The 24,496-nt window shown below is 60.2% G+C and carries 24 protein-coding genes; 11 read left to right on the plus strand and 13 right to left on the minus strand.

The genetic code is table 11. From position 1 onward, the window contains the following. Positions 1-271 precede the first annotated feature (271 nt). Both MHH62_RS20420 and MHH62_RS20425 read left to right on the plus strand, forming a co-directional pair. Positions 272-1,510 carry an MFS transporter gene (locus MHH62_RS20420; RefSeq protein ID WP_103451793.1) on the plus strand — a complete coding sequence of 413 codons (1,239 nt, stop codon included), beginning with the start codon at positions 272-274 and terminating at the stop codon, positions 1,508-1,510. A 116-nt stretch (positions 1,511-1,626) separates the two neighbouring features. Further along, entirely contained in the window at positions 1,627-4,119 is a 2,493-nt protein-coding gene (locus MHH62_RS20425) for a membrane-targeted effector domain-containing toxin (protein ID WP_339231760.1), read from the plus strand. A gap of 100 nt (positions 4,120-4,219) precedes the next feature. Here MHH62_RS20425 and MHH62_RS20430 read toward each other — a convergent pair whose 3' ends face one another. From MHH62_RS20430 to MHH62_RS20445, 4 genes are all read right to left on the minus strand, one after another. Beyond that, positions 4,220-6,403 (minus strand): xanthine dehydrogenase family protein molybdopterin-binding subunit, encoded by a 2,184-nt coding sequence (locus MHH62_RS20430; RefSeq protein ID WP_339231761.1) that lies wholly within the window; start codon positions 6,401-6,403, stop codon positions 4,220-4,222. Beyond that, positions 6,400-7,389, minus strand: coding sequence for a xanthine dehydrogenase family protein subunit M (locus MHH62_RS20435; RefSeq protein ID WP_020301733.1), 990 nt, complete (start codon positions 7,387-7,389; stop codon positions 6,400-6,402). The genes MHH62_RS20430 and MHH62_RS20435 overlap by 4 nt, the downstream gene beginning before the upstream one ends. Continuing rightward, entirely contained in the window at positions 7,386-7,910 is a 525-nt protein-coding gene (locus tag MHH62_RS20440) for a (2Fe-2S)-binding protein (protein ID WP_014720030.1), read from the minus strand. Before MHH62_RS20440 ends, MHH62_RS20435 begins: the two co-directional genes overlap by 4 nt. Positions 7,911-8,006: 96 nt before the next feature. After that, positions 8,007-8,453 (minus strand): DUF4879 domain-containing protein, encoded by a 447-nt coding sequence (locus MHH62_RS20445; protein ID WP_032904795.1) that lies wholly within the window; start codon positions 8,451-8,453, stop codon positions 8,007-8,009. A 188-nt stretch (positions 8,454-8,641) separates the two neighbouring features. Between MHH62_RS20445 and MHH62_RS20450 the strand changes: the two genes are divergently transcribed. Then, a complete protein-coding gene (locus MHH62_RS20450) occupies positions 8,642-9,937 on the plus strand; it encodes an NCS2 family permease (RefSeq protein WP_003194342.1) in 1,296 nt (431 codons plus the stop codon). Further along, positions 9,934-11,013 carry a tRNA (uridine(54)-C5)-methyltransferase TrmA gene (trmA, locus tag MHH62_RS20455; RefSeq protein ID WP_339231762.1) on the plus strand — a complete coding sequence of 360 codons (1,080 nt, stop codon included), beginning with the start codon at positions 9,934-9,936 and terminating at the stop codon, positions 11,011-11,013. The genes MHH62_RS20450 and trmA overlap by 4 nt, the downstream gene beginning before the upstream one ends. Positions 11,014-11,068: 55 nt before the next feature. Here trmA and MHH62_RS20460 read toward each other — a convergent pair whose 3' ends face one another. The 3 genes from MHH62_RS20460 to MHH62_RS20470 all read right to left on the minus strand — a co-directional run bounded on the left by MHH62_RS20460 (position 11,069) and on the right by MHH62_RS20470 (position 12,270). Then, positions 11,069-11,533: a DUF2442 domain-containing protein gene (locus tag MHH62_RS20460; RefSeq protein WP_032904163.1), complete on the minus strand. Its 465-nt coding sequence runs from the start codon at positions 11,531-11,533 to the stop codon at positions 11,069-11,071. Next, positions 11,530-11,958 carry a DUF4160 domain-containing protein gene (locus MHH62_RS20465; protein WP_020301736.1) on the minus strand — a complete coding sequence of 143 codons (429 nt, stop codon included), beginning with the start codon at positions 11,956-11,958 and terminating at the stop codon, positions 11,530-11,532. Before MHH62_RS20465 ends, MHH62_RS20460 begins: the two co-directional genes overlap by 4 nt. 84 nt (positions 11,959-12,042) lie before the next feature. Continuing rightward, positions 12,043-12,270: a hypothetical protein gene (locus MHH62_RS20470; RefSeq protein WP_144269790.1), complete on the minus strand. Its 228-nt coding sequence runs from the start codon at positions 12,268-12,270 to the stop codon at positions 12,043-12,045. A 39-nt stretch (positions 12,271-12,309) separates the two neighbouring features. Between MHH62_RS20470 and aroQ the strand changes: the two genes are divergently transcribed. Both aroQ and MHH62_RS20480 read left to right on the plus strand, forming a co-directional pair. Continuing rightward, a complete protein-coding gene (gene aroQ / locus MHH62_RS20475) occupies positions 12,310-12,756 on the plus strand; it encodes a type II 3-dehydroquinate dehydratase (protein ID WP_014720034.1) in 447 nt (148 codons plus the stop codon). Further along, positions 12,756-13,604: a shikimate dehydrogenase gene (locus tag MHH62_RS20480; RefSeq protein WP_289329049.1), complete on the plus strand. Its 849-nt coding sequence runs from the start codon at positions 12,756-12,758 to the stop codon at positions 13,602-13,604. The genes aroQ and MHH62_RS20480 overlap by 1 nt, the downstream gene beginning before the upstream one ends. A gap of 53 nt (positions 13,605-13,657) precedes the next feature. Here the strand turns inward: MHH62_RS20480 and MHH62_RS20485 are convergent, their stop codons facing one another. After that, a complete protein-coding gene (locus MHH62_RS20485) occupies positions 13,658-14,323 on the minus strand; it encodes a TetR/AcrR family transcriptional regulator (RefSeq protein ID WP_014720036.1) in 666 nt (221 codons plus the stop codon). Between the two features lie 77 nt (positions 14,324-14,400). Next, positions 14,401-16,302 (minus strand): 3-dehydroshikimate dehydratase QuiC, encoded by a 1,902-nt coding sequence (gene quiC, locus MHH62_RS20490; protein WP_339231764.1) that lies wholly within the window; start codon positions 16,300-16,302, stop codon positions 14,401-14,403. Between the two features lie 226 nt (positions 16,303-16,528). Between quiC and MHH62_RS20495 the strand changes: the two genes are divergently transcribed. Then, a complete protein-coding gene (locus tag MHH62_RS20495; protein ID WP_058410081.1) occupies positions 16,529-17,863 on the plus strand; it encodes an MFS transporter in 1,335 nt (444 codons plus the stop codon). A gap of 1 nt (position 17,864) precedes the next feature. Here MHH62_RS20495 and MHH62_RS20500 read toward each other — a convergent pair whose 3' ends face one another. Then, the gene (locus MHH62_RS20500) at positions 17,865-18,743 is read right to left on the minus strand and encodes a DMT family transporter (RefSeq protein WP_003194370.1); all 879 of its coding nucleotides are present in this window, start codon (positions 18,741-18,743) and stop codon (positions 17,865-17,867) included. A 199-nt stretch (positions 18,744-18,942) separates the two neighbouring features. On the opposite strand from MHH62_RS20500, the gene MHH62_RS20505 reads away from it, so the two are divergent. The 3 genes from MHH62_RS20505 to MHH62_RS20515 are packed head-to-tail and all read left to right on the plus strand — an operon-like array spanning position 18,943 to position 21,264. Next, entirely contained in the window at positions 18,943-19,356 is a 414-nt protein-coding gene (locus tag MHH62_RS20505; protein ID WP_014720039.1) for a lipoprotein, read from the plus strand. A 45-nt stretch (positions 19,357-19,401) separates the two neighbouring features. Continuing rightward, on the plus strand, positions 19,402-20,289 hold the full coding sequence (locus MHH62_RS20510; RefSeq protein ID WP_014720040.1) for a neutral zinc metallopeptidase: 888 nt from the start codon (positions 19,402-19,404) through the stop codon (positions 20,287-20,289). Next, on the plus strand, positions 20,290-21,264 hold the full coding sequence (locus MHH62_RS20515) for a lipoprotein (protein WP_032904158.1): 975 nt from the start codon (positions 20,290-20,292) through the stop codon (positions 21,262-21,264). It begins immediately after the preceding gene. A 132-nt stretch (positions 21,265-21,396) separates the two neighbouring features. Here the strand turns inward: MHH62_RS20515 and MHH62_RS20520 are convergent, their stop codons facing one another. From MHH62_RS20520 to MHH62_RS20530, 3 genes are read right to left on the minus strand one after another with little or no spacing between them, the layout of a single operon-like run. Then, complete coding sequence (locus MHH62_RS20520) at positions 21,397-21,984, minus strand: HAD family hydrolase (RefSeq protein WP_166406218.1); 588 nt, start codon at positions 21,982-21,984, stop codon at positions 21,397-21,399. Further along, positions 21,981-22,850, minus strand: a complete 870-nt coding sequence (tesB, locus tag MHH62_RS20525) for an acyl-CoA thioesterase II (protein WP_014720043.1) — start codon at positions 22,848-22,850, stop codon at positions 21,981-21,983. The genes MHH62_RS20520 and tesB overlap by 4 nt, the downstream gene beginning before the upstream one ends. Positions 22,851-22,888: 38 nt before the next feature. Beyond that, positions 22,889-23,458, minus strand: a complete 570-nt coding sequence (locus MHH62_RS20530; RefSeq protein WP_014720044.1) for a GNAT family N-acetyltransferase — start codon at positions 23,456-23,458, stop codon at positions 22,889-22,891. Positions 23,459-23,534: 76 nt separating this feature from the next. Between MHH62_RS20530 and MHH62_RS20535 the strand changes: the two genes are divergently transcribed. Further along, a complete protein-coding gene (locus MHH62_RS20535) occupies positions 23,535-24,455 on the plus strand; it encodes a histone deacetylase (RefSeq protein ID WP_339231766.1) in 921 nt (306 codons plus the stop codon). The last annotated feature ends 41 nt before the right edge of the window (positions 24,456-24,496 follow it).

Raw genomic sequence — 24,496 nt, forward strand, 5'->3', positions numbered from 1 at the left:
CACCCACTGCCCCCACGGATATGGAGTGTGGCGAATTTCAATTCGTTTCTTTTATTACCCATCGCGTGGGGAATCTGGCCTTTCGGCCACCAGAACAATCCCGGGGCAGGTTTTGATCTGGATCAAGCATCGTTGAAAGAGTAGTCCCATTTTTGCCGTAGGACTGTGTGGTCTTTTGCCGCGTGACAGCTTGCCTCAGCTCAGTTCTTGCAACTATTTGTTACAGCTTGATGCTAATCTCGCCATTCTCCCGTTGCCGACCTGATTCCCGATGCCCAGTGAACCTGCGTTGTTGTTACGTCACCACCGCCCTTTCATCGCGTTCTGGCTGGCGCGGATCTTTACCGCCAGCGGCTTCCAGATGCTCACCGTGGCGATTGGCTGGAACCTCTACCAACTGACCGGCAACGTCCTGGACCTGGGCCTGGTCGGCCTGGTGGAATTCATACCGCGCGTACTGTTCATGCTGCACACCGGTCACGTGGCTGACCGCTATGAACGGCGCCGGGTCGCCGCTATCTGCCAGACGTTACAGGCACTCATTGCCTTGTCCCTGGCCATCGGCGGCCTGACCGGCAACGTGACCCGCGAGATGATCTTTATCCTCGCCTTCCTGCTGGGCGCCGCACGTTCGTTTGAAATGCCTACCACCCAGGCGCTGTTGCCGAGCATCGTGCCCAGCGCGCTGTTCCCCCGCGCCGTGGCCGCCTCGCAATCGGCCCAGCAACTGGCAACCATCGTCGCACCGGCCGTGGGCGGTTTGCTTTACGCGTTTGGCAGCGTGTGGGTGTACGGCCCCACCGTGGCGCTGTACCTGATCGCCTGCGTGCTGACCCTGAACCTGCCCGCACGCCAGACCCCACTGAACAAAGCCAAGGCCACGATGGACTCGCTGCTGGCCGGTATTCGCTTTATCCGCAGCCGCCCGGACATTCTCGGCGCCATCTCCCTGGACCTGTTTGCCGTGCTGCTGGGCGGCGCCACCGCGCTGTTGCCGGTGTTCGCCAAGGACATCCTGCTGACCGGCGCTTGGGGCCTGGGCCTGCTGCGGTCGGCCCCGGCCGTGGGGGCATTGCTGATGTCATTGTGGCTGGCGCGGTTCTCGGTAGACCGCCAGGTGGGCCGCGTAATGTTCACCGCCGTCGGCGTGTTCGGGGTGGCAACCATTGCCTTCGGCCTGTCGACTTCGTTCTGGTTTTCACTGGCGGTGCTGGTGGTACTGGGCGCGGCAGACATGATCAGCATGGTGATCCGTGCGTCGTTCGTGCAGTTGGAAACGCCAGATGAAATGCGCGGGAGGGTGAGTGCGGTCAATGGCCTGTTTATCGGTGCGTCCAATCAATTGGGCGAATTCGAATCCGGGATTACCGCCCATTGGTTTGGCACCGTGCCTGCGGTGGTGATGGGCGGGGTTGGCACTTTGGTGGTGACCGGGGTGTGGATCAAGCTGTTCCCGACGCTGGCCAACCGTGATCGTATGCATGTGTCGGAGGGAGAGGGCAAGGCTTAGAACCGACAAGTGGTGGAACGAGTTCGTACGCTGAGTACACATATGGAGTACAGCCGCACAGGTTGAATCCTGTGTTGCAAAGAATTCATACCACCATACGTAAGGTTTTACTGATCATGACTTTCTCTGCTGTTGGCGCCCCCCCTCAAGTAAACAATGTTGCGTCGACCTCACCCAAGTCTTGGGACGCCCCCCGCGACAGCTTTACGCTGAAGACCACCAAAGACACGTTTATAGAAAGCGTGACGAAGGGCTTGAATAGCGGCCAGCTGTCGCCTGACGTCAATCGTCTGGCCGAGGCAATACTTTCACCAGGCAAACCCGGCCTACCCAAAGTGCAAGTCAAGACCTTTGCGGTAGACGGAATGCAAGCGAAAGACATCATGTTCATTGAGCGTGTGCCGCCAGTGCCCGAAGGCCCCAATATCGTTCTTTTTATACCAGACAAAGCCGGCAATTCCTTTCTGACATTCAACACTGTTGAAGATATGAATGCTGGTTTGAAAAAACTGGCTGGCGATCCACAGTGGCTGGAAGCATTCAGTGAGCACTTTGCGGTGGAGGGGCTTCCTGCAAAGAAAAAGCGAGTCATTGATACGATGACTGAGTTCAAAAAGAACAATATCAACGCCATCGTTGGGCCTTATGCCACTGAACGCGTTGATATCTTTGCGCGCCTGGACAAGGAAGCGTCCGCCCCACCCGCTGCGGTTAACGGTTTGACGAACCTTAAAGAAGAGCGCATCCGTACGGACGGGAGCGTGATTTATTCAGGACAGCAGGCCGACGGGACAAAAGTATTTTACGAGTATGACGCGTACGGAAACTTTCAAGGTGCAGACAATAAAGGGAATTCTTATTTCATCAAAAATGGCTTAAACAGCCACATGCCCTTAAAGCCGATGACACCGAGCGAGTTTGACAAACGGGTTTATGAAGAAGTCGAAAAAAATGTCGGCGCAGATGATATCAGGGGGCTCTACGAAGAGCTTCTTACTCATCTTGAACACCCCTTTTCCGGTATTGGCGATGCGCTAAAAGCCCTAGGCGTGAATAAAAATACGGCGGATACCGTAGAGCGCTATCTAGACAACCCTTTTAGCGCGCTGTTACTCGATTTGAACAAAAACAATCAGATCGGCAAGGTATTTGGCGTCGACAAAGCGACCATGGATTCAGCCCTTAAAGGCGCCGGTGATATTGCGCAGGGTTTTGTTCCTTTTTATGGCCAGGCCAGGGGGTTAGGGAATTTGTTGGCGAAGGCGATTCGAAATGAGCCATTGACCAAGCAAGAGACAAGAGATATGGCGGATATGCTTGCATTGAAACCAAACAGCCCAGCCAGGAAAAACCTGTTCGAACCCCAATCACCGAACAGACCAGCCCTAGAGAATAAGCCCACCGTACCCGAGCCCACGCCCAATGAGACGCATGAGCCACCTGTGTCAGGCGACGCCGAGCCAGCGCCCACGCCGCCCAATGCCGAAACCGGCCCTAATCGTCTGCGCCCATCTCAGTGGCCTGACATCAGACACTTCTCCATCGCAGAGGGTGAACAACTGATTGAGGGTGTGACACCAAACGCCAAGGGCATCTATCAAGTCAAAGGGCCACAAAGCACAGACCGATGGATGATTCGGCTAACCGATGACAATGGGGTCAGCCGGGTCTACGAAATTGATGGCCGCTTTAAACTCAGTAATGGTCATGTTCAGATTATCGATCCAAACACCAAAACACCGGTAATGACGGTGCATTCAACCGGCAATGGCACTTGGAAACCGGTTAATGGGCCTGGCGGAAAGTGGCCGTGGCAAACAAAAACTCCTGGACCGGAACAGTTTGACCCGGGCACTTACGACTATCCCGCTGAAGGAAAACCCTCAACGTCAAAAACGAATGAAAAAATAGATGCCGCATTGAAAAAAGATGCGAGTAACTATCATAAAACAGCTAAAACGAAACAACCTCCCAGCCTCTCAGACATCCCTCGCGATGCGGGACCAGGGCAGGTTATTGAGACCGTATACAAGAAGTCGACTGGGATGATCATTGGTGAGAACCATTCAGAATCTGCCGCCTTGCGATTTCTCATTGACCATGCTGACGACTATCAGCGTGCCGAGGTTAAAACGTTGTATTCAGAAGGCTTCGAACACGCCCTGCAGCCAGATCTGGACAGGTTTTTCGAGACGGGTGAGTTCTCACCCGCGTTACGGGAAAATTTGAAGCTCATTGACCGTGGGCATGCTGGGCATGGGCCCTATACAAATAGAAATCTGCTCTTAAAAATGCGTGAAAAGGGTATTCGTATCAAAGCGATTGATGTGCCCTCGGTAGAGCCAAAAACCACACGTATTAAAAATATGAACTACTATACGACCAAAGTGATCGAGCGAGATCAGGCTCTTAACCCCGGAGAAAAATGGGTTGCACGAGTCGGCGACGAGCATGTGTTTACATATGACGGTGAACCGCCTGTTCGAGGAGTCTCTCAACTGACGGGAGCAACAGGGGTGAGCGTCGAGCAAGCCCCAGCCAATACGCCAGCCTCTGTCACTCAATCACGAGACAAAACGGAAATCTATATTGAAATGAAACGTCCTTGAAAAACAGGTCGTCTACAAGGCCGTAAGTAGCTACCGTTTTTTGATACTGCCTCAAGGAAAGTGCAAAAAACGGTAGCCTTCGGTGGGTTGATGATCTACGTCAGAGGACCTTATCCAGCGTAATCGGAAACGCCCGAACCCGCTTGCCGGTGGCATGGTAAACCGCGTTTGCCACCGCCGCCGCCACCCCGACAATCCCGATTTCGCCCACGCCCTTGGACCCGAGCGCGTTGACGATCTCGTCGTGTTCTTCGACAAACAGCACGTCAATCTCGCCAATATCGGCGTTCACCGGGATGTGGTATTCGGCCAGGCTGTGGTTCATGTAGCGCCCCAGTTGATGGTCGACCTGAGTCTCTTCATGCAGCGCCATGCCAATGCCCCATACCACGCCGCCGAGGATCTGGCTGCGGGCCATCTTCGGGTTGACCACGCGCCCGGCGGCTACCGCGCTGACCACACGGCTGACCTTGATGGTGCCCAGGTCTTCATCGACGCGCACTTCGACGAACACCGCCGAGTGGGTAGCGCTGGCATAGCTCTCGCGCTTCTTGTCGGGCTCGCTGTCGACCTGTACCTGCAAGGCTTCTTCACCGCTGTCCTTGACCAGTTGCGCCAACGACACACTCACGTCACCGCTCTGTAGCTGGCCGTCTTCAAACCGAATGGAATCGGCATCCTTAAATACCGGGTAAGTCTGCCGGGCGATCTCCAGCAACTTGGCATTGAGCGCTTCGCACGCTTGCTGCACGGCGGTGCCGACGGAAGACACGGTAAACGAACCGCCCTGCAACGGCGCCGTGGGCAATGACGAATCCCCCAGCAGAAAGCTGATATCGGCCATCGCCACGCCACTGGTTTGAGAGGCAATCTGGGTCATCACTGTGTAGGTGCCCGTGCCGATGTCCGTGGTGGCACTGCTCACGGTGAGTTTGCCGTTGCTATCGATGCGGGCCTTGGCGCTGGCTTTCATCTGCATGGCTTCCCACACCCCACCGGCCATGCCCCAGCCGATCAGTTGGCGGCCGTCACGCATGCTGCGCGGTTCCGGGTTGCGCTGGCTCCAGCCGAAACGTTCGGCGCCTTCGCTGTAGCACTCGCGCAGGGCCTTGCTCGACCAGGGTTTGTCTTCGTTCTGGTTGCGTTCGGCGTAGTTGATCAGGCGCAATTGCACCGGATCGATGGCCAAGGCGCAGGCCAGTTCGTCCATGGCACACTCCAGGCCGATCACGCCCAGTGCCGCACCGGGCGCGCGCATATCCAGCGGAGTAAAGACGTCCAGCGGCACCAGCTTGTAGGTCAGTTGCACGTTGTCGCAGTGATAGAGCATGCCGCTCCACTCCACCACGTGCTCGCTGAAATCCTCAAAACGCGAGGTCTGGCCAATCGCGGTATGCCCCAGCGCCAGCAAGCGACCATTGGCGGCGGCGCCCATCTGCAAACGCTGCAAGGTGCGCGGACGATAGCCGAAGGTGAACATCTGCTGGCGCGTCAGGGTGACCCGCACCGAACGCTTGAGCGCCATGGCCGCCATCACCGCGAGCGGCAATTGGTATTGCGGGCGCAAGCCCGAACCGAAGGCGCCCCCGACAAAGGCAGCGAAGATGCGCACCTGGTTCTTATCCAGGCCGAAGACTTTTTGCACATAGGCCTGGCAGTTCTGCGGGCCCTGGGTTTTGTCGTGAATATGCAGGGTGCCGTCGGGCTGATACAGCACGGTGCTGGCGTGGGGCTCCATCGGGTTGTGGTGCTCGATGGGCGTGCTGTAGTGCAAGTCCAGACTGATTGCGGCACCGGCCCATTCAGCCTCGAAGTTGCCGCGCGGTTTGGGTGGGGTCTGGGGCGACGGGTGCGCCGCCGCTTGCTGGGTGAGCAGGTCGGTTTCGAAGGCTTCAGGCGCGTAGTCGATCTGCACCAGCGAGCCGGCGTGCCGCGCCAGTTCGAGGTTATCGGCAATCACCAAGGCCAGGGGCTGGCCACTGTAGAGTACGCGGTCGTTATACAGCGGGCGAAAAGGCGAGCCATCGGCCGCATCGGCATCGGCGAACGCCTCATCATAGCTGGCGATTTTCGGCCGATTGAGGTGATGGATCACGTCCACCACACCCGGCAACGCCAACGCCTTGGACGCATCGATGCGCAGCACCCGGCCTTTGGCGATAGTGCTCGACACCACGCTGCCATGCAGCAGGCCGTCCTCGGGAAATTCACCGGCGTAGCGTGCTTGGCCGGTGACCTTGAGCAGACCGTCGACACGGTCCAGGGGTTTACCGATGGCGCTCATGGCTGTTCTCCTGCGACGGCGGCGTCGCTCAGGGCACGAATGATTGCGCGTCGCGCCAGCTTGACCTTGAAGCCGTTGTGTTCCAACGGTTCGGCGTCTTGCAGCAGGGCGTCGGCGGCGGCGCTGAAGGTTTCGCGGCTGACCGTGCGGCCGATCAGCAAGGCTTCCACTGCGCGGTCACGCCAGGGTTTATGCGCCACACCGCCGAGGGCCAGGCGGGCGTCGATGATTTCATCACCGTCCAGCTCCAAGGCGGCAGCCACCGAAACCAAGGCGAAGGCATAGGAGGCACGGTCGCGGATCTTCAGGTAGTGGCTGTGGCGGGCCAAGTGATCGGCGGGCAGTTCAATCGCGGTGATCAGCTCATCGTCGGCCAACTGGTTGTCACGTTGCGGCGCATCGCCTGGCAAGCGATGGAAGTCGGCGAACTCGATCACCCGCGCGCCGCCGCGTCCTTCTACATGCACCCGCGCCGCAAGCGCCGCCAGGGCCACGCACATGTCCGAAGGATGGGTGGCCACGCACTGTTCACTGGCGCCGAGGATCGCATGGATACGGTTCAAACCGTTGCGCGCCGGGCAGCCGCTGCCGGGCTGGCGCTTGTTGCACGGCACCGCGGCGTCGTAAAAGTAATAGCAACGGGTGCGCTGTAACAGGTTGCCGCCGGTACTGGCCATGTTACGTAACTGCGGCGACGCCCCGGCGAGGATGGCCTGGGACAGCAACGGGTAACGCTGCTCAATGAGCGGGTGCCAGGCCAGGTCGGCGTTGCTCACCAACGCACCAATGCGCAGGCCGCCCTCGGCAGTTTCTTGAATGTCATGCAGCGGCAAGCCGGTGATGTCGATCAGGTGCTCGGGATGGCTGATGTTTTCCTTCATCAAGTCCAGCAGGTTGGTGCCACCGGCGATAAAGCGCGAGGCGGCGCTGCTCATCTGAACGGCCTGCTGCACATCGGTCGGCCTGCTGTAGTGGAAGGGGTTCATGATTCACCTCCCTGGCGACGGCATGCCGGCAGCGCGTCTTCGATGGCATCGCGGATGTTGTTGTAGGCGCCGCAGCGGCACAGGTTGCCGCTCATCAATTCCTGTATCTGCGCACGGTCGTGGGCGCGGCCTTCATTGGCCAGGCCCACGGCAGAACAGATCTGGCCGGGGGTGCAATAGCCGCACTGGAACGCGTCGTGCTGGATAAAGGCCTGTTGCATGGGGTGCAGTTGGTCGCCGTCAGCCAGGCCTTCGATGGTGGTCAATTCGGCGCCGTCGCACATCACGGCCAGGGTCAGGCAGGCATTCACGCGTTTACCGTCACGCAACACGGTGCAGGCGCCGCACTGGCCGTGGTCGCAGCCTTTTTTGCTGCCCACCAGGTCCAACTGCTCACGCAGCAAGTCCAGCAAGGTGGTCCAGGGCAACACGGTCAGTTGGCGAGCCTGGCCGTTGAGTGTCAGGCGTATCGGGTGGGCAACGAACGGCTGGGCCGCCGCGCCATGGGGGGTCGCGCTCATAAACACCTCACGGGTTGGTGTACATCCGCGGCGTTCAGGAAAATCGCCGTCTTAGGGGTACGACTTCCGGGTGTTTTGAGCGTTCAAGATGATTGATCAGCGGATATTGAGCTGGGCTTTCAGGGTGTTTTGCGGTGGGTTGATCGAGGTATTGGTGAATTCGAACCAGCCCTGGGCCTGGACGTTCAGGTCGAACACATAGATGTAGCCCATCAAGGTGCCCACGCCGTTGCACGCCTCACTGATGTTGCCGACCTGGCACACCGCTGTGCGTTGCCCATTCAACTCTGCGCCGTTAAAGCGGCCCATGGGGCTGTTGCCCAGGCCGACTTCCATCACCGAGACCTGGGTGGGCCCGCGGTGCTCGCACATCTGGGTGGTGTTGACCCGCTCCGGGATCGCTTCGCTGCAGTCGGCCGATTCCACCTTGAACACCCGCACCTCGCTCAAGGCCGGTGCAGTCGCGCCCCACGCCGGTGCTGCGCCCAGCCACAGGCCGATACTGGCGATCAGAGCTAGACTCCACGGGTTGGCTTTTTTCATGCTGTCGATGACCGGCTGTTGAACGTCGGCGCAGTATGCCTCAAGCCCATGCGCCACACAGCCTCGGCTGCTGGTATGATGCGCCGCTTTTTCCGATCCTCTCTGAAACCACAAGCGTTTGGCGCAGTTTGTGCTTTGACTTAGAGGTCAACAAATCACGACGCACACTAGCGTCACAGGGAGCCGGCATGCTGGAAAAGCTGTTTCAACTCAAAGCCCACAACACCAATGTGCGCACCGAGATTCTCGCGGGGATCACCACCTTCCTGGCCATGGCCTACATCCTGTTCGTGAACCCGAGCATCCTCGGCGAGACCGGCATGGACAAGGGCGCGGTGTTTGTCGCCACCTGCCTGGCGGCGGCCATCGGTTCGACCGTGATGGGCCTGATCGCCAACTACCCGATTGCCCTGGCACCGGGCATGGGCCTCAACGCCTTCTTCACCTACACCGTGGTCCTGCACATGGGCCACACCTGGCAGGTGGCGCTGGGCGCGGTATTCATTTCGGCGGTGCTGTTTTTCTTGCTGTCGATCTTCCGCATTCGTGAGTGGATCATCAACGCCATCCCCCTGCCGCTGCGCTCGGCGATTGCCGCCGGCATCGGCCTGTTCCTGGCGCTGATCGCCCTGCATAACGCCGGTATCGTAGTGAGCAACCCGGCCACCATGGTGGGCCTGGGCGACCTGAAACAACCGGCGCCGATCCTGGCGACCCTGGGTTTCGTGCTGATCGTCGCGCTGGAAGCCCTGGCCGTACGCGGCGCGGTGCTGATCGGCATCCTGGCGGTGACCGTCGCCTCCATCGTCCTGGGCTTCACGCCGTTCATCGGTGTGACCTCAGTACCGCCGTCCCTGGCGCCGACCTTCCTGCAGTTGGATATCAAGGGCGCGCTGGACATCGGCCTGGTCAGCGTGATCTTCGCCTTCCTGTTCGTTGACCTGTTCGACAACTCCGGCACCCTGATCGGCGTCGCCAAGCGCGCCGGCCTGATGGGCAAGGACGGCCATATGCCGAAAATGGGCCGTGCACTGATCGCCGACAGTACCGCTGCCATGGCCGGTTCCCTGCTGGGTACCTCGACCACCACCAGCTACATCGAATCGGCCGCAGGCGTGAGCGCCGGTGGCCGTACCGGCTTGACCGCCATCGTGGTCGCGATCCTGTTTTTGCTGGCGCTGTTCTTCTCGCCATTGGCCGCCAGCGTACCGGCCTATGCCACCGCGCCAGCCTTGCTGTTTGTGGCGGTGCTGATGAGCCAAGGCCTGGCCGAAATCGACTGGGACGACATTACGGTGGCAGCGCCGGTGGTGATCACCGCCCTGGCGATGCCCTTCACTTACTCCATCGCCAACGGCATCGCCTTCGGTTTCATCGCCTGGACCGCCATCAAGCTGCTTTCGGGCCGCTACCGTGAGCTGAACCCGGCACTGGTGATCCTGTCGATCCTGTTTGTGATCAAGCTGGGTTGGTTCAACGCATGACTTTCGACGCCGCAAGCTACACCGCTCAACTCCAAGACAAGGTCACGCGCCTGCGTGACCTGCTGGCACCGTTCGACGCGCCCGAGCCGCAGGTCTTCGACTCGCCGCTGCAGCACTTCCGCCTGCGCGCGGAGTTCCGCCTGTGGCGCGAAGGCGGCGAGCGCCACTACGCGATGTTCTCCCAGGAGGACAAGCGCACGCCGATCCTCATCGAAGAGTTCCCCATCGCCAGCCAGCGCATCAACCAGTTGATGCCGCAACTCAAGGCCGCCTGGCAAGCCAGCGCCGCCCTGAGCCACAAGCTGTTCCAGGTGGAGTTCCTCACCACCCTGGCCGGCGACGCGATGATCACCCTGTGTTATCACCGCCCGCTGGACGAACATTGGCACACCGCCGCAAACACATTGGCCGCTGAGCTGAATGTGAGCATCATCGGCCGCTCCAAGGGCAAGCGCGATGTGATCGGCCATGACTACGTGGTGGAGAAACTCGACGTCGGTGGGCGCACCTTCAGCTACCGCCAACCCGAAGGCGCGTTCACCCAGCCCAACGGCACGGTGAACCAGAAGATGCTCAACTGGGCCTACGAAGCGCTGGGCGATCGCCCGGACGATTTGCTGGAGCTGTATTGCGGCAACGGCAACTTCACCCTGCCGCTGGCGACCCGCGTGCGCAAGGTGCTGGCCACTGAGATCAGCAAGACCTCAGTGAATGCGGCCCTGAGCAACCTGGATGAAAATGGCGTGGATAACGTCACCCTGGTGCGCCTCTCCGCCGAAGAACTCACCCAAGCCCTGAACGAAGTGCGCCCGTTCCGCCGCCTGTACGGCATCGACCTGAAAAGCTACGAATTCGGTAGCGTCTTCGTCGACCCGCCCCGCGCTGGCATGGACCCGGACACCTGCGAGCTGACCCGGCGCTTCGACAACATCCTGTACATCTCCTGCAACCCGGAGACGCTGGCGGCGAACATCGCGCAACTGCACGACACGCACCGGATCACCCAGTGTGCAATGTTTGACCAGTTCCCGTGGACGCACCATATGGAGTCGGGTGTGTTGCTGACCCGCCGATAAATCTGCGGGTTGTAGCAGCGAGCTTGCTCGCTCCTACAGTTCCCCTGTTGGTTATTCAAGTGTCTGTTTTCTCTGGGGGCTGCGGTACTTCCTTGCGTGGCCGCCCCCCCTTCTTGCCATTGGCCCGGGCCGCTGCGGTCTTGGCCGCGCTGCTTTTGCGACCATTGCGCGATGCCACCAGGCTGGTTGCCAGGTCCATCAGCGGCTGGCTTGTAGCGATCAACCCTGTGATCGAAACATCCAGGTCCTGCGCTTCACAGCTAATCGCCTTGCCTCCGAAAGTCACTTCCAACTGCTGGAAATCCTTCTCTGAAAACCCTTCGAACTCCGGCAGGCCAGCCACCGGCAACACCACGCGGCTGCCATCGCTGAAGCCAATGGAGAGGCAATCGTTTTCATAACGTACGTTACTGGCGTTGGCGTACAGGCGTTTCAACCTGCGTCCTCGGGCGATTGCCTTGTCAACGTCGGCTTCAGTGAGAGGTACATAAGGTGTGACTTTGGCTTTTATGAGTTTCATAAATTAATCCCCACGCAATCTGGCGCTCTTACCAGATTCAAAATAGTCCGTTGCGCTACGACATCGTGCCTGGCGCTGGCGATGACATAGACGCCGTGTCGAATGACCAATCCTGGAACCAACTCACCAGCGTCCCAATTCCAGGAATGATTCTCCAGGCAAACCGTCTGCAGTTTTTCCCACCAGATCCTGCGTGCCCGCGCCAAGTAGTGCCGCTGCATGATCGCCACGCGTATCTCCTTCAGAAGTGCTGTGGGTGGCCGCCTCCGTTCAGGCTCTACATCCCACAACTCAACTTCCCCATCCAGGAAACTGAAACGAAACCGCGCATCCCATCCCTTGCCCCTGACATGCACATGGGGCGGGCAATGCTCATCCCTGATAAACACCCAAAAGACATAGCCTTTGTAAGCACCTACTCTCATCGTAACCCATCCGTTAGGTTATTTTCCGTCAGGTAACAATTTCCCTCTGCCACCCGACAACCGGCTCCTATTCCCGAAGCTGTTTCACAGATTAGTAAGCACAAAAAACCCGGCGAATGCCGGGTTGTAACCAGGGATGCCAACAACTGGAACTACCCGGTCAATGCTCGAAAGTCCGCCTCGTTCAGCAACCTCGCGCAATACTTCAACCGAATGCCCATCAGCCGGTAATCCAGCAATTGCACTGATTAAACGTTCGATCACCGAACATATCCGCAGCCATCCATTGACCAAATTAACCAACCAGTACATTTTGACTCCACAACCAATAAGAACTGTGGAGAAGCCTCTATGCCGCCCATCGTGCTGGTGCTCAACGGCCCCAATCTCAACCTGCTCGGCACCCGCGAGCCTGCCACTTATGGCCATGAAACCCTGGCCGACATTGCCACCCTGTGTGGTCGCAGCGCCGACAAGCTCGGGCTGAAGATCGAGTTTCGCCAGACCAACCACGAGGGCGAATTGCTTGACTGGATCCACGGCGCCCGCAACCGCTGCGCGGGTATTGTGATCAACCCGGCGGCCTGGACTCACACTTCGGTCGCGATCCGCGATGCCCTGGTGGCCAGTGAAGTGCCAGTGATCGAAGTGCATTTATCCAACGTGCATGCCCGTGAAGCCTTTCGTCATCACTCGTTTGTGTCACCGATCGCTCAGGCCGTGCTGGCCGGGTTTGGCAGCCATGGCTACCACCTGGCCCTGGAACATTTCAGCCTGACGCTGAAGGGACGCACGTAATGAAACCACGCATTCTCGCTGGCCTGATCGGCGCCGGCATCCAGGCCTCACGCACACCGGCACTGCATGAGCAGGAAGGCGACGCCCAAGGCTTGCGCTACCTGTATCGCCTGATCGACCTGGAGCCGCTGCACCTGGACCTCAAAGCCCTGCCGGAATTACTACGGGCCGCTGAGTTGATGCACTTCACCGGTTTGAACATTACTTACCCGTGCAAGCAGGCGATTCTGCCGTTGCTCGATGAGCTCTCCGATGAGGCCAGGGGTATTGGTGCGGTCAACACCGTGGTGTTCAAGGGCGGCAAACGCATCGGTCATAACACCGACTGCCTGGGGTTCGCCGAAGGCTTTCGGCGCAACTTGCACAACGTGCCGCGCCAACGCGTGGTGCAGATGGGCGCCGGTGGTGCGGGCGCGGCAGTGGCCCATGCACTGTTGGCAGAAGGCGTGGAGTACTTGAGCATCTTCGATGTCGACCGCACTCGCGCCCAGAACCTTGTGGATAACCTTGCCCAGCAGTTCGGCGTCGGTCGCGCTCAGGTCGGCAGCCACCTGGAAAGCGCCATGGCCGAGGCCGATGGCCTGGTGAACACTACGCCGATGGGCATGGCCAAGCTGCCCGGCACGCCTGTGCCTGCGGCGTTGTTGCGGGCTGAATTGTGGGTGGCGGAAATTGTGTACTTCCCGCTGGAAACCCAACTGCTGCGGGACGCGCGCGCCTTGGGTTGCCGTACCCTGGATGGCGGCAATATGGCGGTGTTTCAGGCGGTGAAGGCATTTGAGTTGTTCAGCGGCGAAGTGGCGGATGCAGACAGAATGCTGGCGCACTTCCAGAGCATGAATATCTAGGTATGCAACCCCATCATGATCGTTCCCACGCTCTGCGTGGGAACGATCAGTTCTCAGGCTTGCAGGTAGCGCAGCACCGACTCGCAAATCATTTCCCGATGGCGCTGCTTGATCGCCTCATCCGACAGTTCGATCTGGAAAATCTCGCTGAAGGTGTGCCGGTTGGACACCCGGTAGAAACTGAACGAGTTGATCAGCAAGTGCACATCCAGCGGCTCCAGCCCTTCGCGAAACAGCCCCAACTCAGCCCCGCGGCGCAGGGTCTCCCCCAACCCTTCCAGGATTTTGCTGTTCATCGCCTTGATGGTCTCGGTGCGTTTGACGTACTCGGCGTTGTGGATGTTTTCGATGCTGACGATGCGCACGAAATCCACGTTCTGGTCGTGGTGATCAAAGGTGAATTCCACCAGCCGGCGAATCGCCTCACGCGGCTCCAGGGCGGTGAGGTTCATGCGCGTTTCGGTGTTGCGGATATCACCGTAGAGCTTCTCCAGCACCTCGACGTATAGCTGCTCCTTGCTGCCGAAGTAGTAATAGATCATGCGCTTGGAGGTGTGAATGCGCTCGGCGATGGCGTCTACGCGAGCGCCGGCCAGGCCCTGTTGAACAAACTCGACAATGGCTTCCTGGAGAATATTCTCCCGGGTCTTTTCCGGATTGTTCTTGCGACTCTTGCGCGGTGCGTCAGCTACCGCGGGGAGATCGGGACTCGAGGTCATGGTGCGCTCACGGCCATTGTTGTGCAGGCGCTGATTATGGGCCGCGGCGCTCCCCGAAGGAAGCACCTGCCTTGCGGTTATAGCCGAGCCTGGCGTACCGCCCCACTGCGCGACTTGGCCATCGCCGCCAGACGCACCGCCACGTTGGCAGCGCCGTAGCCGGCATAGCCATTCTTGCGCTGGATGATCTCGAAGAAAAACCGCCCCTCGAACGCCTCGGTGTACACATGAAACAACTCACCGCCCTGGGCGTCGCGGTCGTACAGCACGTTGTAATACGCCAACTCACTGAGGAACTCATCGTCAAAATCAAAGCGCGCCGCCAGGTCGTCGTAATAGTTGAGCGGGATATCCAGCAACGGCACACCGGCCTCTTTGGCCCGGCGTACCTCGGCGAAAATATCCGCGCAATCGAAGGCAATGTGGTGCACGCCCGAACCGCGATAGCTGGAGAGCGCGTGGGAAATCGCGGTGTTGCGGTTTTCGGAGATGTTCAGCGGCAGACGGATCGAGCTGCAACGGCTGCGCAACGCACGGCTTTTCACCAGGCCGTAAGGGTCGGGCAGCACCACTTCATCGTCGGCTTCAAAATCCAGCAGGCTCTTATAAAACAATACCCAACTGTCGAGGCTGTCGGCCGGCAAGGCCATGGCCATGTGGTCGATGCGCAACAAGCCGCCGCTAGCGGGTGCGGCCGTTTGCAGGTTGAAATCGGTGTCGTACAGCCCGCCTTCGCTGGGGTCGACCAGGTAAATCAGGCTGCCATCCGGTGCACGCACGGCGGCCAATTCCAGCTCGTTGGGGCCGACCAGGCCGCGATAAGGCTGGCCCTTGTAGGCCACCGCCCGCTCCAGGGCCTTGGCACTGTCCTTGACCCGAATTGCCGTGGCGCACAGCGACGGGCCATGGGCCTCGAAAAAGTTGTGGGCGAAGGAATAGGGTTCGCAGTTGAGGATCAGGTTGATGTCACCCTGGCGCAACAGGCTCACATTCTTCGAGCGATGCTGGCCGGCCTTGGCAAACCCCAGGCGTTCCAGCCAATTGCTCAGTTTGGCGCCAAGGCTTTCATCCACGGCAAATTCGAGGAATTCGATCCCGTCGTACTCGCTGGCCGCCGGGGTTTCAAACAGGATGTCCACTGGCGCAGCGGGCGCCTCTTGCGCCAGGCGCTGGCGGGTTTTTTCCTCGAGGTACAGCAACGAGCGCAAGCCATCTGCCGCATTCGCACGAGTGGGCGCGGCGCGGAAGCCATCGTTGAAAATTTCCAGGGACAACGGCCCGGTGTAGCCACTTTGGATGATCGGCGCGAGAAAGCCCGCCAGGTCAAATTCGCCCTGGCCGGGAAAGCAACGGAAATGCCGGCTCCACTCCAGCACATCCATGGCCAGGATCGGCGCGTCGGCCATTTGCACGAAGAAAATCTTGTCGCCCGGAATCTGGGCGATGCCACCCGGGTCGCCCTTGAGCGACAAGGTGTGGAAGCTGTCGAGCAACACGCCCAGGCTTGGGTGATCGACCTGGCGCACCAGGTTCCATACCTGTTGCCAGGTGTTCACATGCTTGCCCCAGGCCAACGCTTCATAGCCGATACGCAAGCCGCGCTTGCCCGCATGTTCGGCCAGCAGGCTCAGGTCATCGAGCAGAATGCGTTCGTCACCCACGCTGTCGGCCGAGGCGTTACTGCACACCAGCACCAGGTCGGTGCCTAGCTCTTGCATCAGATCGAATTTGCGTTCGGCGCGCTCCAGGTTGCGCGCCAGGCGATCACGGCGGCAGCCTTCGAAGTCGCGAAACGGCTGGAACAGGGTGATGGCGATGCCGAGGTCGGCACACATCTGCCTAACTTCCCGAGGGCTGCCGTCGTAATACAACAAGTCGTTCTCAAAGATCTCCACCCCATCAAACCCGGCGGCGGCGATGGCTTCGAGTTTTTCCGGCAGGGTGCCGCTCAAGGACACAGTGGCGATAGAACGTTGCATGGAAGACTCCCGGCAATTGTTGTTTGTGGCAAATTATTCGCCCCCAGCCTACAGGCAGCAATTAAAATGTACGAACCGGTTAGTTTTTGGTGCGATTATCGAACACTAAGCCCCTTTGGCGAATTGACGACTTTTTAACCACTGCGCACCATCGACCGGGTAATTCGCTCACGTAACAAAGACCCAGAACACACCATAAGAATTTCAAAAAACGGGTACAAACCTCATGCCTCTGCAAAATTCAGCCCTGGCCGCGCGCCCGGGCAACCCGCACGCCGGCATCGGCGACAAGATCCGCGGTGCCCTGGCCGTGGGTAAAACGCGCTGGGGCATGCTGGCCCTGGTGTTCTTTGCCACCACCTTGAACTACATCGACCGCGCCGCCCTGGGCGTGATGCAACCGATCCTCGCCAAGGAAATGAGCTGGACGGCGATGGACTACGCCAACATCAACTTCTGGTTCCAGGTCGGCTACGCCATCGGCTTTGTGCTGCAAGGCCGCCTGATTGACCGGGTCGGCGTCAAGCGCGTGTTCTTCTGCGCCGTGCTGCTGTGGAGCCTGGCCACCGGCGCCCATGGCCTGGCCACCTCGGCGGTCGGCTTTATGGTCTGCCGGTTTATCCTCGGGCTGACCGAAGCCGCCAACTACCCGGCCTGCGTCAAGACCACACGCTTGTGGTTCCCGGCGGGTGAACGTGCAGTGGCCACCGGCATCTTCAACGCCGGCACCAACGTCGGCGCGATGATGACGCCCATGCTGCTGCCGTTGATCCTGCACGTGTGGGGCTGGCAGGCAGCGTTCCTGTGCATGTCGGCACTGGGCGGTATCTGGCTGGTGCTCTGGGGCTTGAAGTATTACAACCCGGAAGACCACCCCACGGTTAAACAATCCGAATTGGACTACGTGCAACAGGAAGTCGAACCCGAACAACCCCGCGTGCCGTTCAGCCGCATCCTGCGCATGCGTGGCACCTGGGCCTTCGCCCTCGCCTACTCGCTGACCGCGCCGGTGTTCTGGTTCTACCTGTATTGGCTGCCGCCGTTCTTGAATCAGCAATACAACCTGGGCATCAACGTGACCCAGATGGGCATTCCGCTGATCATCATTTACCTCACCGCCGACTTTGGCAGCGTCGGGGGCGGGATCCTGTCGTCATTCCTGATTGGCCGTGGGATGAACTCGATCAAGGCGCGGCTGTTGTCGATGCTGCTGTTCGCCTGCTGCATCGTCGGCGTGATCATGGCGGCCGGCTCCAGCCAGCTGTGGGTCGCGGTGTTTGCCATCTCCCTGGCCATCGGCGCGCACCAGGCCTGGACCGCCAACATCTGGAGCCTGGTGATGGACTACACGCCCAAGCACATGATGAGCACGGTGTTCGGTTTCGGCGGCATGTGCGCGGCCATCGGCGGCATGTTCATGACCCAGATCGTCGGCCATATCCTCACGGTGACCAACAACAACTACACGGTGTTGTTCACCCTGATCCCGGCGATGTACTTCATCGCACTGGTGTGGATGTACTTCATGGCGCCGCGCAAGATCCCTACCGTAGACGTTTGATCTACCTGCGCCGCTGCTGCCAGGCAGCGGCCAACCCGCTCATGCAGATCACCCCGATACCCACCACCGTGGTCATATCGGGGGTATGGCTGAACACCAGCCAGCCCAACAACCCCGCAAACACGATCTGGCAATAGCCAAACGGCGCCAGCAAGGCCGGCGCCGCGAAGCGGAACGCCTGGGTGAGCATCAGGTGCGCGGTCATCCCGCAGGTGCCCAGCGCCAGCATCATCACCGCATGCCACAGCGTCGGCACTTGCCAGAAGAACGGCACCATTGCACTCATCACCAAGGTGTTGCACAGGCCGGCGAAGAAGTTGCTGGTGGTCGGGCTGTCGTATTGGCTGAGGATGCGCGTGAGCAACTGGTAGAAGCAGAAGAACAGCGCCGAACACAGCGGCAGCAACACCGCCGGGGTAAACAGCTCGCCGCCGGGGTGGATAATGATCACCACGCCGATAAACCCGCAGATCACCGCTAGCCACTGGCCTCGGGTCACGTGCTCACCGAGCAACGGCACCGACAGCGCCGTCACCAGGATCGGCGCCAGGAAGTTCACCGCTGTAGCTTCGGCCAACGGGATGTAATGCAGCGCTGTGGTGAAGAACAGGCTGGTGCCCAACAGGCATAACGCGCGCACCACCTGCATGCCCGGCCGCTTGCTGCGCAACACGCGCAGGCCCGATTGCGGCAGGAAGATCCCGGCCATCAGCAAGGTGTGGACCATGTACCGCGCCCACACCACCATCACGATCGGGTAAAACCCGGCCAGGTATTTGGACAAGGCGTCGTGGCTGGAGAACAGGAACGTCGCCAGCACAATCAGCAGGATGCCTTTGAACGGATGGTTGACGCCGGAGAGCGGGGTACTGACAGTCATTGAATTCTCTTGTGTGGCGAGCGGGACGCTGAGCGCTGAACCAAGTCGCGCTCAACCCGGTAATCTAGCAGCCGGGCCGGAGTCTGCCCCAAGAGCATAACCAAACACTGGGCGAACAGCGCACTAAATCGATGGATCCGAGTCCAACGCTGCACGCTCGCCCCGGCGTTGCACACTATTTAACCAAGGCCTTGCCGCTATGAAAAAAATCCTCTTTGCCCTGTCTGCCCTCGCCCTGCTCGCCGCCTGCGATAAAACCCCGAAAGAAGCCCCCAAGCCCGCGCCGGCTTCCGTGCAAGCGACCCTGGTGCCCGAGACTCCGCCGACCGATAAATGGGTAGGCAAGTGGGTCGGTGTCGAAGGCTTGCACCTGACCATCGCCAAGGACGACAGCATTGGCCGTGGCCACTACCTGCTGACCATGCAATACGGCCTCGACGCCGATGACGCCGGCACCTTCAAAGGTGAGGCCACCGAAGACGGCATCGCCTTCATCCGCCCCGACGGCCCGCAGTTGTTGCGCGCTGGCGACGGCGCCGCCACCGGCTTGAAATGGCTGGCAGATAAAAAAGACTGCCTGATCGTCGCCACTGGCGAAGGCTATTGCCGTTAATACCGACCATAATCAATCACGGTTTGCACACAGAGGATTGCTCCCATGCTATGGAAAAAAGGCCGACGCAGCGACAACGTGGTGGATGCCCGTAACGACAGTGGTGGCGGCGGTGGCGGTATGCGCTTCGGCGGCGGCAAGGGCCTGAGCCTCACGGCCATCGTGCTGATCGTTGGCATTGGCTGGCTGACCGGCCAGGACCCGATGCAGATTCTTGGTCAATTGACCGGCCAGATGGAACAGGCGCCATCGGTCAGTACCCAGCCGCGTCAAGCGCCGCCAGCCAACGATGAGCAAGCCGACTTTGTGCGCGCTGTGCTGGGCGATACCGAAGACACCTGGGGCCAAGTGTTCCAGGAAAATGGGCTGGCCTATAAGAACCCGAAACTGATCCTGTTCCGTGGCCGGGTGAACTCAGCCTGTGGTGGCGCCACCTCGGCCAGCGGCCCGTTCTACTGCCCGGCTGACCAGCAGGTGTACTTGGACCTGGATTTCTTCCGGGAAATGTCGCAACGCTTCCAGGCCGCCGGTGATTTCGCCCAGGCCTACGTGATCGCCCACGAAATCGGGCACCACGTACAAACGTTGCTGGGCATCTCGTCCAAGATCCAGGCGGCGCGCCAACAGGGCCGGCAGATGGAAGGCGACGGTGGCCTGCTGGTTCGCCAGGAGCTGCAAGCCGACTGCTTTGCCGGCGTGTGGGCCAACCATGCGCAAAAACGTCTGAACTGGCTGGAACCCGGCGATATCGAAGAAGCCCTGAACGCAGCCAATGCCATCGGCGATGACCGCTTGCAGCAACAAGGCCAGGGGCGCGTGGTACCAGACTCGTTCACCCACGGCACCTCGGCCCAGCGCGTGCGCTGGTTCAAGACCGGCTTCGCCCAGGGCCAGATCACTCAATGCGATACCTTCGCGGCCAAGAGTCTCTAAATGATCAAACGATGGGGGTTACTGCTGGGTGTGCTCGTGTCCTGTTGCACCTTCGCAGCCGAACACGGCGTCAAGGTGGTCAGCCCCGATCGCTTTCATCTGGAGGCCGGCGACCTCAGCCTGGGCCTGAGCCAGGATTGGCGCGAACCACTGCCCAAGGTCACACGCGCGTTGATCATCGTGCATGGCCGCCTGCGCAATGCACAAACCTACCTGCAAAGCGGCATCGACGCCGCCGAGCATGCCGGGGTGGGCGGTACTACGCTGGTGATCGCGCCGCAGTTTCTCAATCAAGCCGACGTGAAGCGCAATCACCTGGGCCACGAGGTAGTGCGTTGGACGGGTAACGACTGGATGGCCGGCGAAGCGTCCACCGGCCCAGGGCAGATCAGCTCTTATGGCGCTCTGGACCAGATCATCAAGCACTTGGGCAACCACAAACTGTTCCCGGCGCTGAAAGAAATCGTGGTCGCCGGGCATTCCGGTGGCGGCCAAGTGGTGCAGCGCTTCGCCCTCACCGGCCACGACCACCCGTTGCTGAACTCCGAGGGCATCCGCCTGCGGTATGTGGTGGCTAACCCGTCGTCCTATGCGTACTTCAGCCCGCAGCGCCCGGTGACGTTCGACATCGCCAATTGCCCAGGCTTTAACGACTGGAAGTACGGCATGCAAAACCTGCCGGATTACGTGGGGGGCCGAGGTGCCCAGCAACTGGAACAAGACTACGTCTCACGCGACATCACTTACCTGTTGGGCCAGCAGGACACCGACCCCAACCACCCGGCATTGGATAAAAGCTGCGAAGCCGAAACCCAGGGTGCGTATCGACTGCTTCGTGGCCACAACTACTTTGACTACCTCAAGCAGCGGCATCCGCAGTTGGGCCACCGGCTGGTAGAAGTGCCGGGGGTGGGACATGACGGGGACAAAATGTTTACCTCGCCAGAAGGAGAAAAGGTGCTGTTCGCCCATTAGCACCTGAAGGAACCTAATCAAAATGTGGGAGCTGGCTTGCCTGCGATGACGGACTGTCAGTTGATAAAGTGTCAGCTGACCCACCGCTATCGCAGGCAAGCCAGCTCCCACATTTGCTCTCTGTCGCCCGGCTTAGATCATTCGGCGCAGCGCCGCACAATCCTCGGCATGCCAATCCGCCAATTCCGGCCAAGGGTTCTCCGGCAAGTTCACCAACACCGTCTTGGTGCCCGCTGCCCGGCCACAATCCAGGTCAAAGCGGTAATCCCCGACCATCACCATGTCGCGGGGTGCTACGTCCCAAGCCGCCGCCAGTTTCAGCAACCCACCGGGATCCGGCTTGTGCGGCGCATCATCGCGCCCCAGCACATCCTCAATGGCAAAGCAGTCCGCCAGGCCTATCGCCTCCAGGGTGATATGGGCCAGCTCCCGCGCATTGCGGGTCAGGATCCCCAAGCGATAACCGCGCCCGGCCAATTCGCGTACCAATTCCACCGCGCCTTGCGCCGCCACCGAACCCAGGGCCAGCTCGCGCTCGTGCTCCAGCAACCAGGCGTGCTTGGCCGCTGCAACCGGCGCCGGCAAGGCCGCCAGGTGCGTGAGGATGTCGTCTTCAGGTGGAATGTCCAGCGCCACGCGGATAGCGGCAAAATCATGCACGGCCACCGTGAGGGTGCCGTCCATGTCGAACACCCAGTGCCTAACGTCGCCGAGGCTCATGCCCAATCCTTGCGATGGCGGATCAAACCTTCCTGGGTCACCGACGCCACCAGTTGCCCGGCGCGGTTGTACACGCTGCCCCGGGAGAACCCCCTGGAGTTGCCAGCCCACGGGCTGTCCATGGCGTACAACAACCAGTCATCGGCACGCAGGTCGGCGTGGAACCACAGCGCGTGATCGAGGCTGGCGACCTGCATGTCTTTCTGCCACACGGTCTTGCCATGGGGCAGCAGCGAGGTGGTCAGCAGGCCAAAGTCCGAGGCATAGGCCAGCAGGTATTTATGCAACGCCGGTGTGTCCGCCAAGGCACCGTCGGCACGAAACCACACGTACTTGACCGGGTCGGACGGCTGCGGGTTGAACGGGTCTTTTTCGGTGACCGGGCGCACTTCGATGGGCTTGGGGCACAGCAGCTTGTCGCGCATGTGCTCGGGGATCAGGTGCGCACGTTGCTGGGTCAGCTCCAGTTCCGACGGCAGGTTTTCCGGGCCCACTACCACCGGCATGGTGGTCTGGTGCTCGAAGCCTTGTTCGTCGTACTGGAACGAGGTCGTGCAGGTGAAGATCGGATTGCCCTTTTGAATCGCGGTGACACGACGCGTGCTGAAACTGCCACCATCGCGCACGCGGTCCACCGAATACACCACCGGCAACGCGGCATCGCCAGGGCGCAGGAAATAACCGTGCAGGGAATGTACATGCCGCGCTTCTTCTACGGTCTGGCTGGCCGCCGACAGCGACTGGCCGAGCACTTGGCCGCCGAACAGTTGGCGAAAGCCCAGGTCCTGGCTGCGGCCGCGAAAGAGGTTTTCCTCGATCGGCTCCAGGGTCAGCAAGTCCACCAGATCTTCCAATACTTGGCTCATAGAGCAACTCCTACAATCAATAGGGCATTCCGGGCTGCTTATCCGTGCAGCGTGTCCAACCATTGGGCGCGGGTGATGCGGTACAAAACATGCGGTCGCAGCGGGTCACCGGCTGCGACTTTCGGGTGTTCAAAATCTGCCTGCGGATCGTAATGCATACCGATGGCCTGCATGACTTTTTGTGAGGGCAGATTGCTCTCGGTGGTGAAGGCCAGGATTTCGTCCAGTTGCAAGCGGTCAAAACCACAGCGCAACGCTGTCCAGGCGGCCTCACTGGCATAACCCAGGCCCCAATGTTCGCGGGCCAGGCGCCAGCCGATTTCCACCGCCGGGGTAAAGCCGGCTTCAAAGCTGACATTCGCAAGCCCGGTCAGGCCGATAAATTCGCCCGTGTCCTTGCGCTGCAAGGCCCAAAAACCAAAGCCATATTCAGCAAAATGCCCGCGAATCCGGCCGATCAACGCGGCGCTTTCCAAGTGGCTCAATTGAGCCGGAAAGTAGCGCATCACCTGCGGGTCGGCGCACATGCGCGCAAAGTCCGGCAGGTCGCTGTCGCGCCATTGGCGCAGCACCAAGCGTGCACTTTCCAATTCCAGTATCGGCTCCATGGGTCCCCCTGCCTTGCCATGTGCGTGAGTGTACAGCGCTGTTAAGATCCTTCGCAGGTTCCCGTCAGAAAATCCCATGCCCTTGCCATTGATCTACCACGAAGACTACAGCCCTGAGTTCCCGGCCGACCACCGCTTCCCCATGGACAAGTTTCGCCTGTTGCGTGACCACCTGGTGAACACCGGCCTGACCCAGGACAGCCAATTGCTGCGCCCGCAGTTGTGCCCGGGAGATATTCTGGCCCTGGCCCATGAACCTGGGTATATCGAACGCTACATGAGCGGCGAACTGTCCCGCGAAGACCAACGCCGCCTCGGCCTGCCGTGGAGCGAAGCCCTGGCCCGGCGCACGGTGCGCGCGGTGGGCGGCTCGATCCTGGCCGCCGAACAAGCCCTCGAACATGGCCTGGCCTGCCATTTGGCCGGTGGCACCCACCATGCCCATTACGATTATCCGGCGGGTTTCTGCATTTTTAATGACCTGGCGGTGATCAGCCATTACCTGTTGGCCAGCGGCCGGGTCAATCGCGTGCTGATCTTCGATTGCGACGTGCACCAGGGCGACGGCACCGCACGCATCCTGCACGACACGCCGGACGCCATCACCGTGTCGCTGCACTGCGAAAAGAACTTCCCGGCACGCAAGGCCCAGAGCGACTGGGACATCCCGCTGCCCATGGGCATGGGCGATGCCGACTACCTCAAGGTGGTGGATGACGCGCTCAACTACCTGCTGCCGCTCTACCAGCCGGACCTGGTGCTGTACGACGCCGGTGTGGATGTGCACAAGGACGACGCCCTTGGTTACCTCAAGCTGACAGATGCAGGCGTCGCCGCCCGTGATGAAAGCGTGATGCGCCACTGCCTGGGCCGCGACATACCGGTGATGGGCGTGATCGGCGGCGGTTACAGCAAGGACCGCCCCGCCCTCGCCCGCCGCCACGGCATCCTGCACCACAGCGCGCAGCGGGTGTGGACGTCATCAGGCTGTCATTGAAGTGTGAGCGTTACCCACAATGCCTGTGGAACGGCCTGTGG

Source organism: Pseudomonas sp. FSL L8-0168, assembly GCF_037976155.1.
In the GTDB taxonomy this organism is placed as follows: Bacteria; Pseudomonadota; Gammaproteobacteria; order Pseudomonadales; family Pseudomonadaceae; genus Aquipseudomonas; species Aquipseudomonas paracarnis.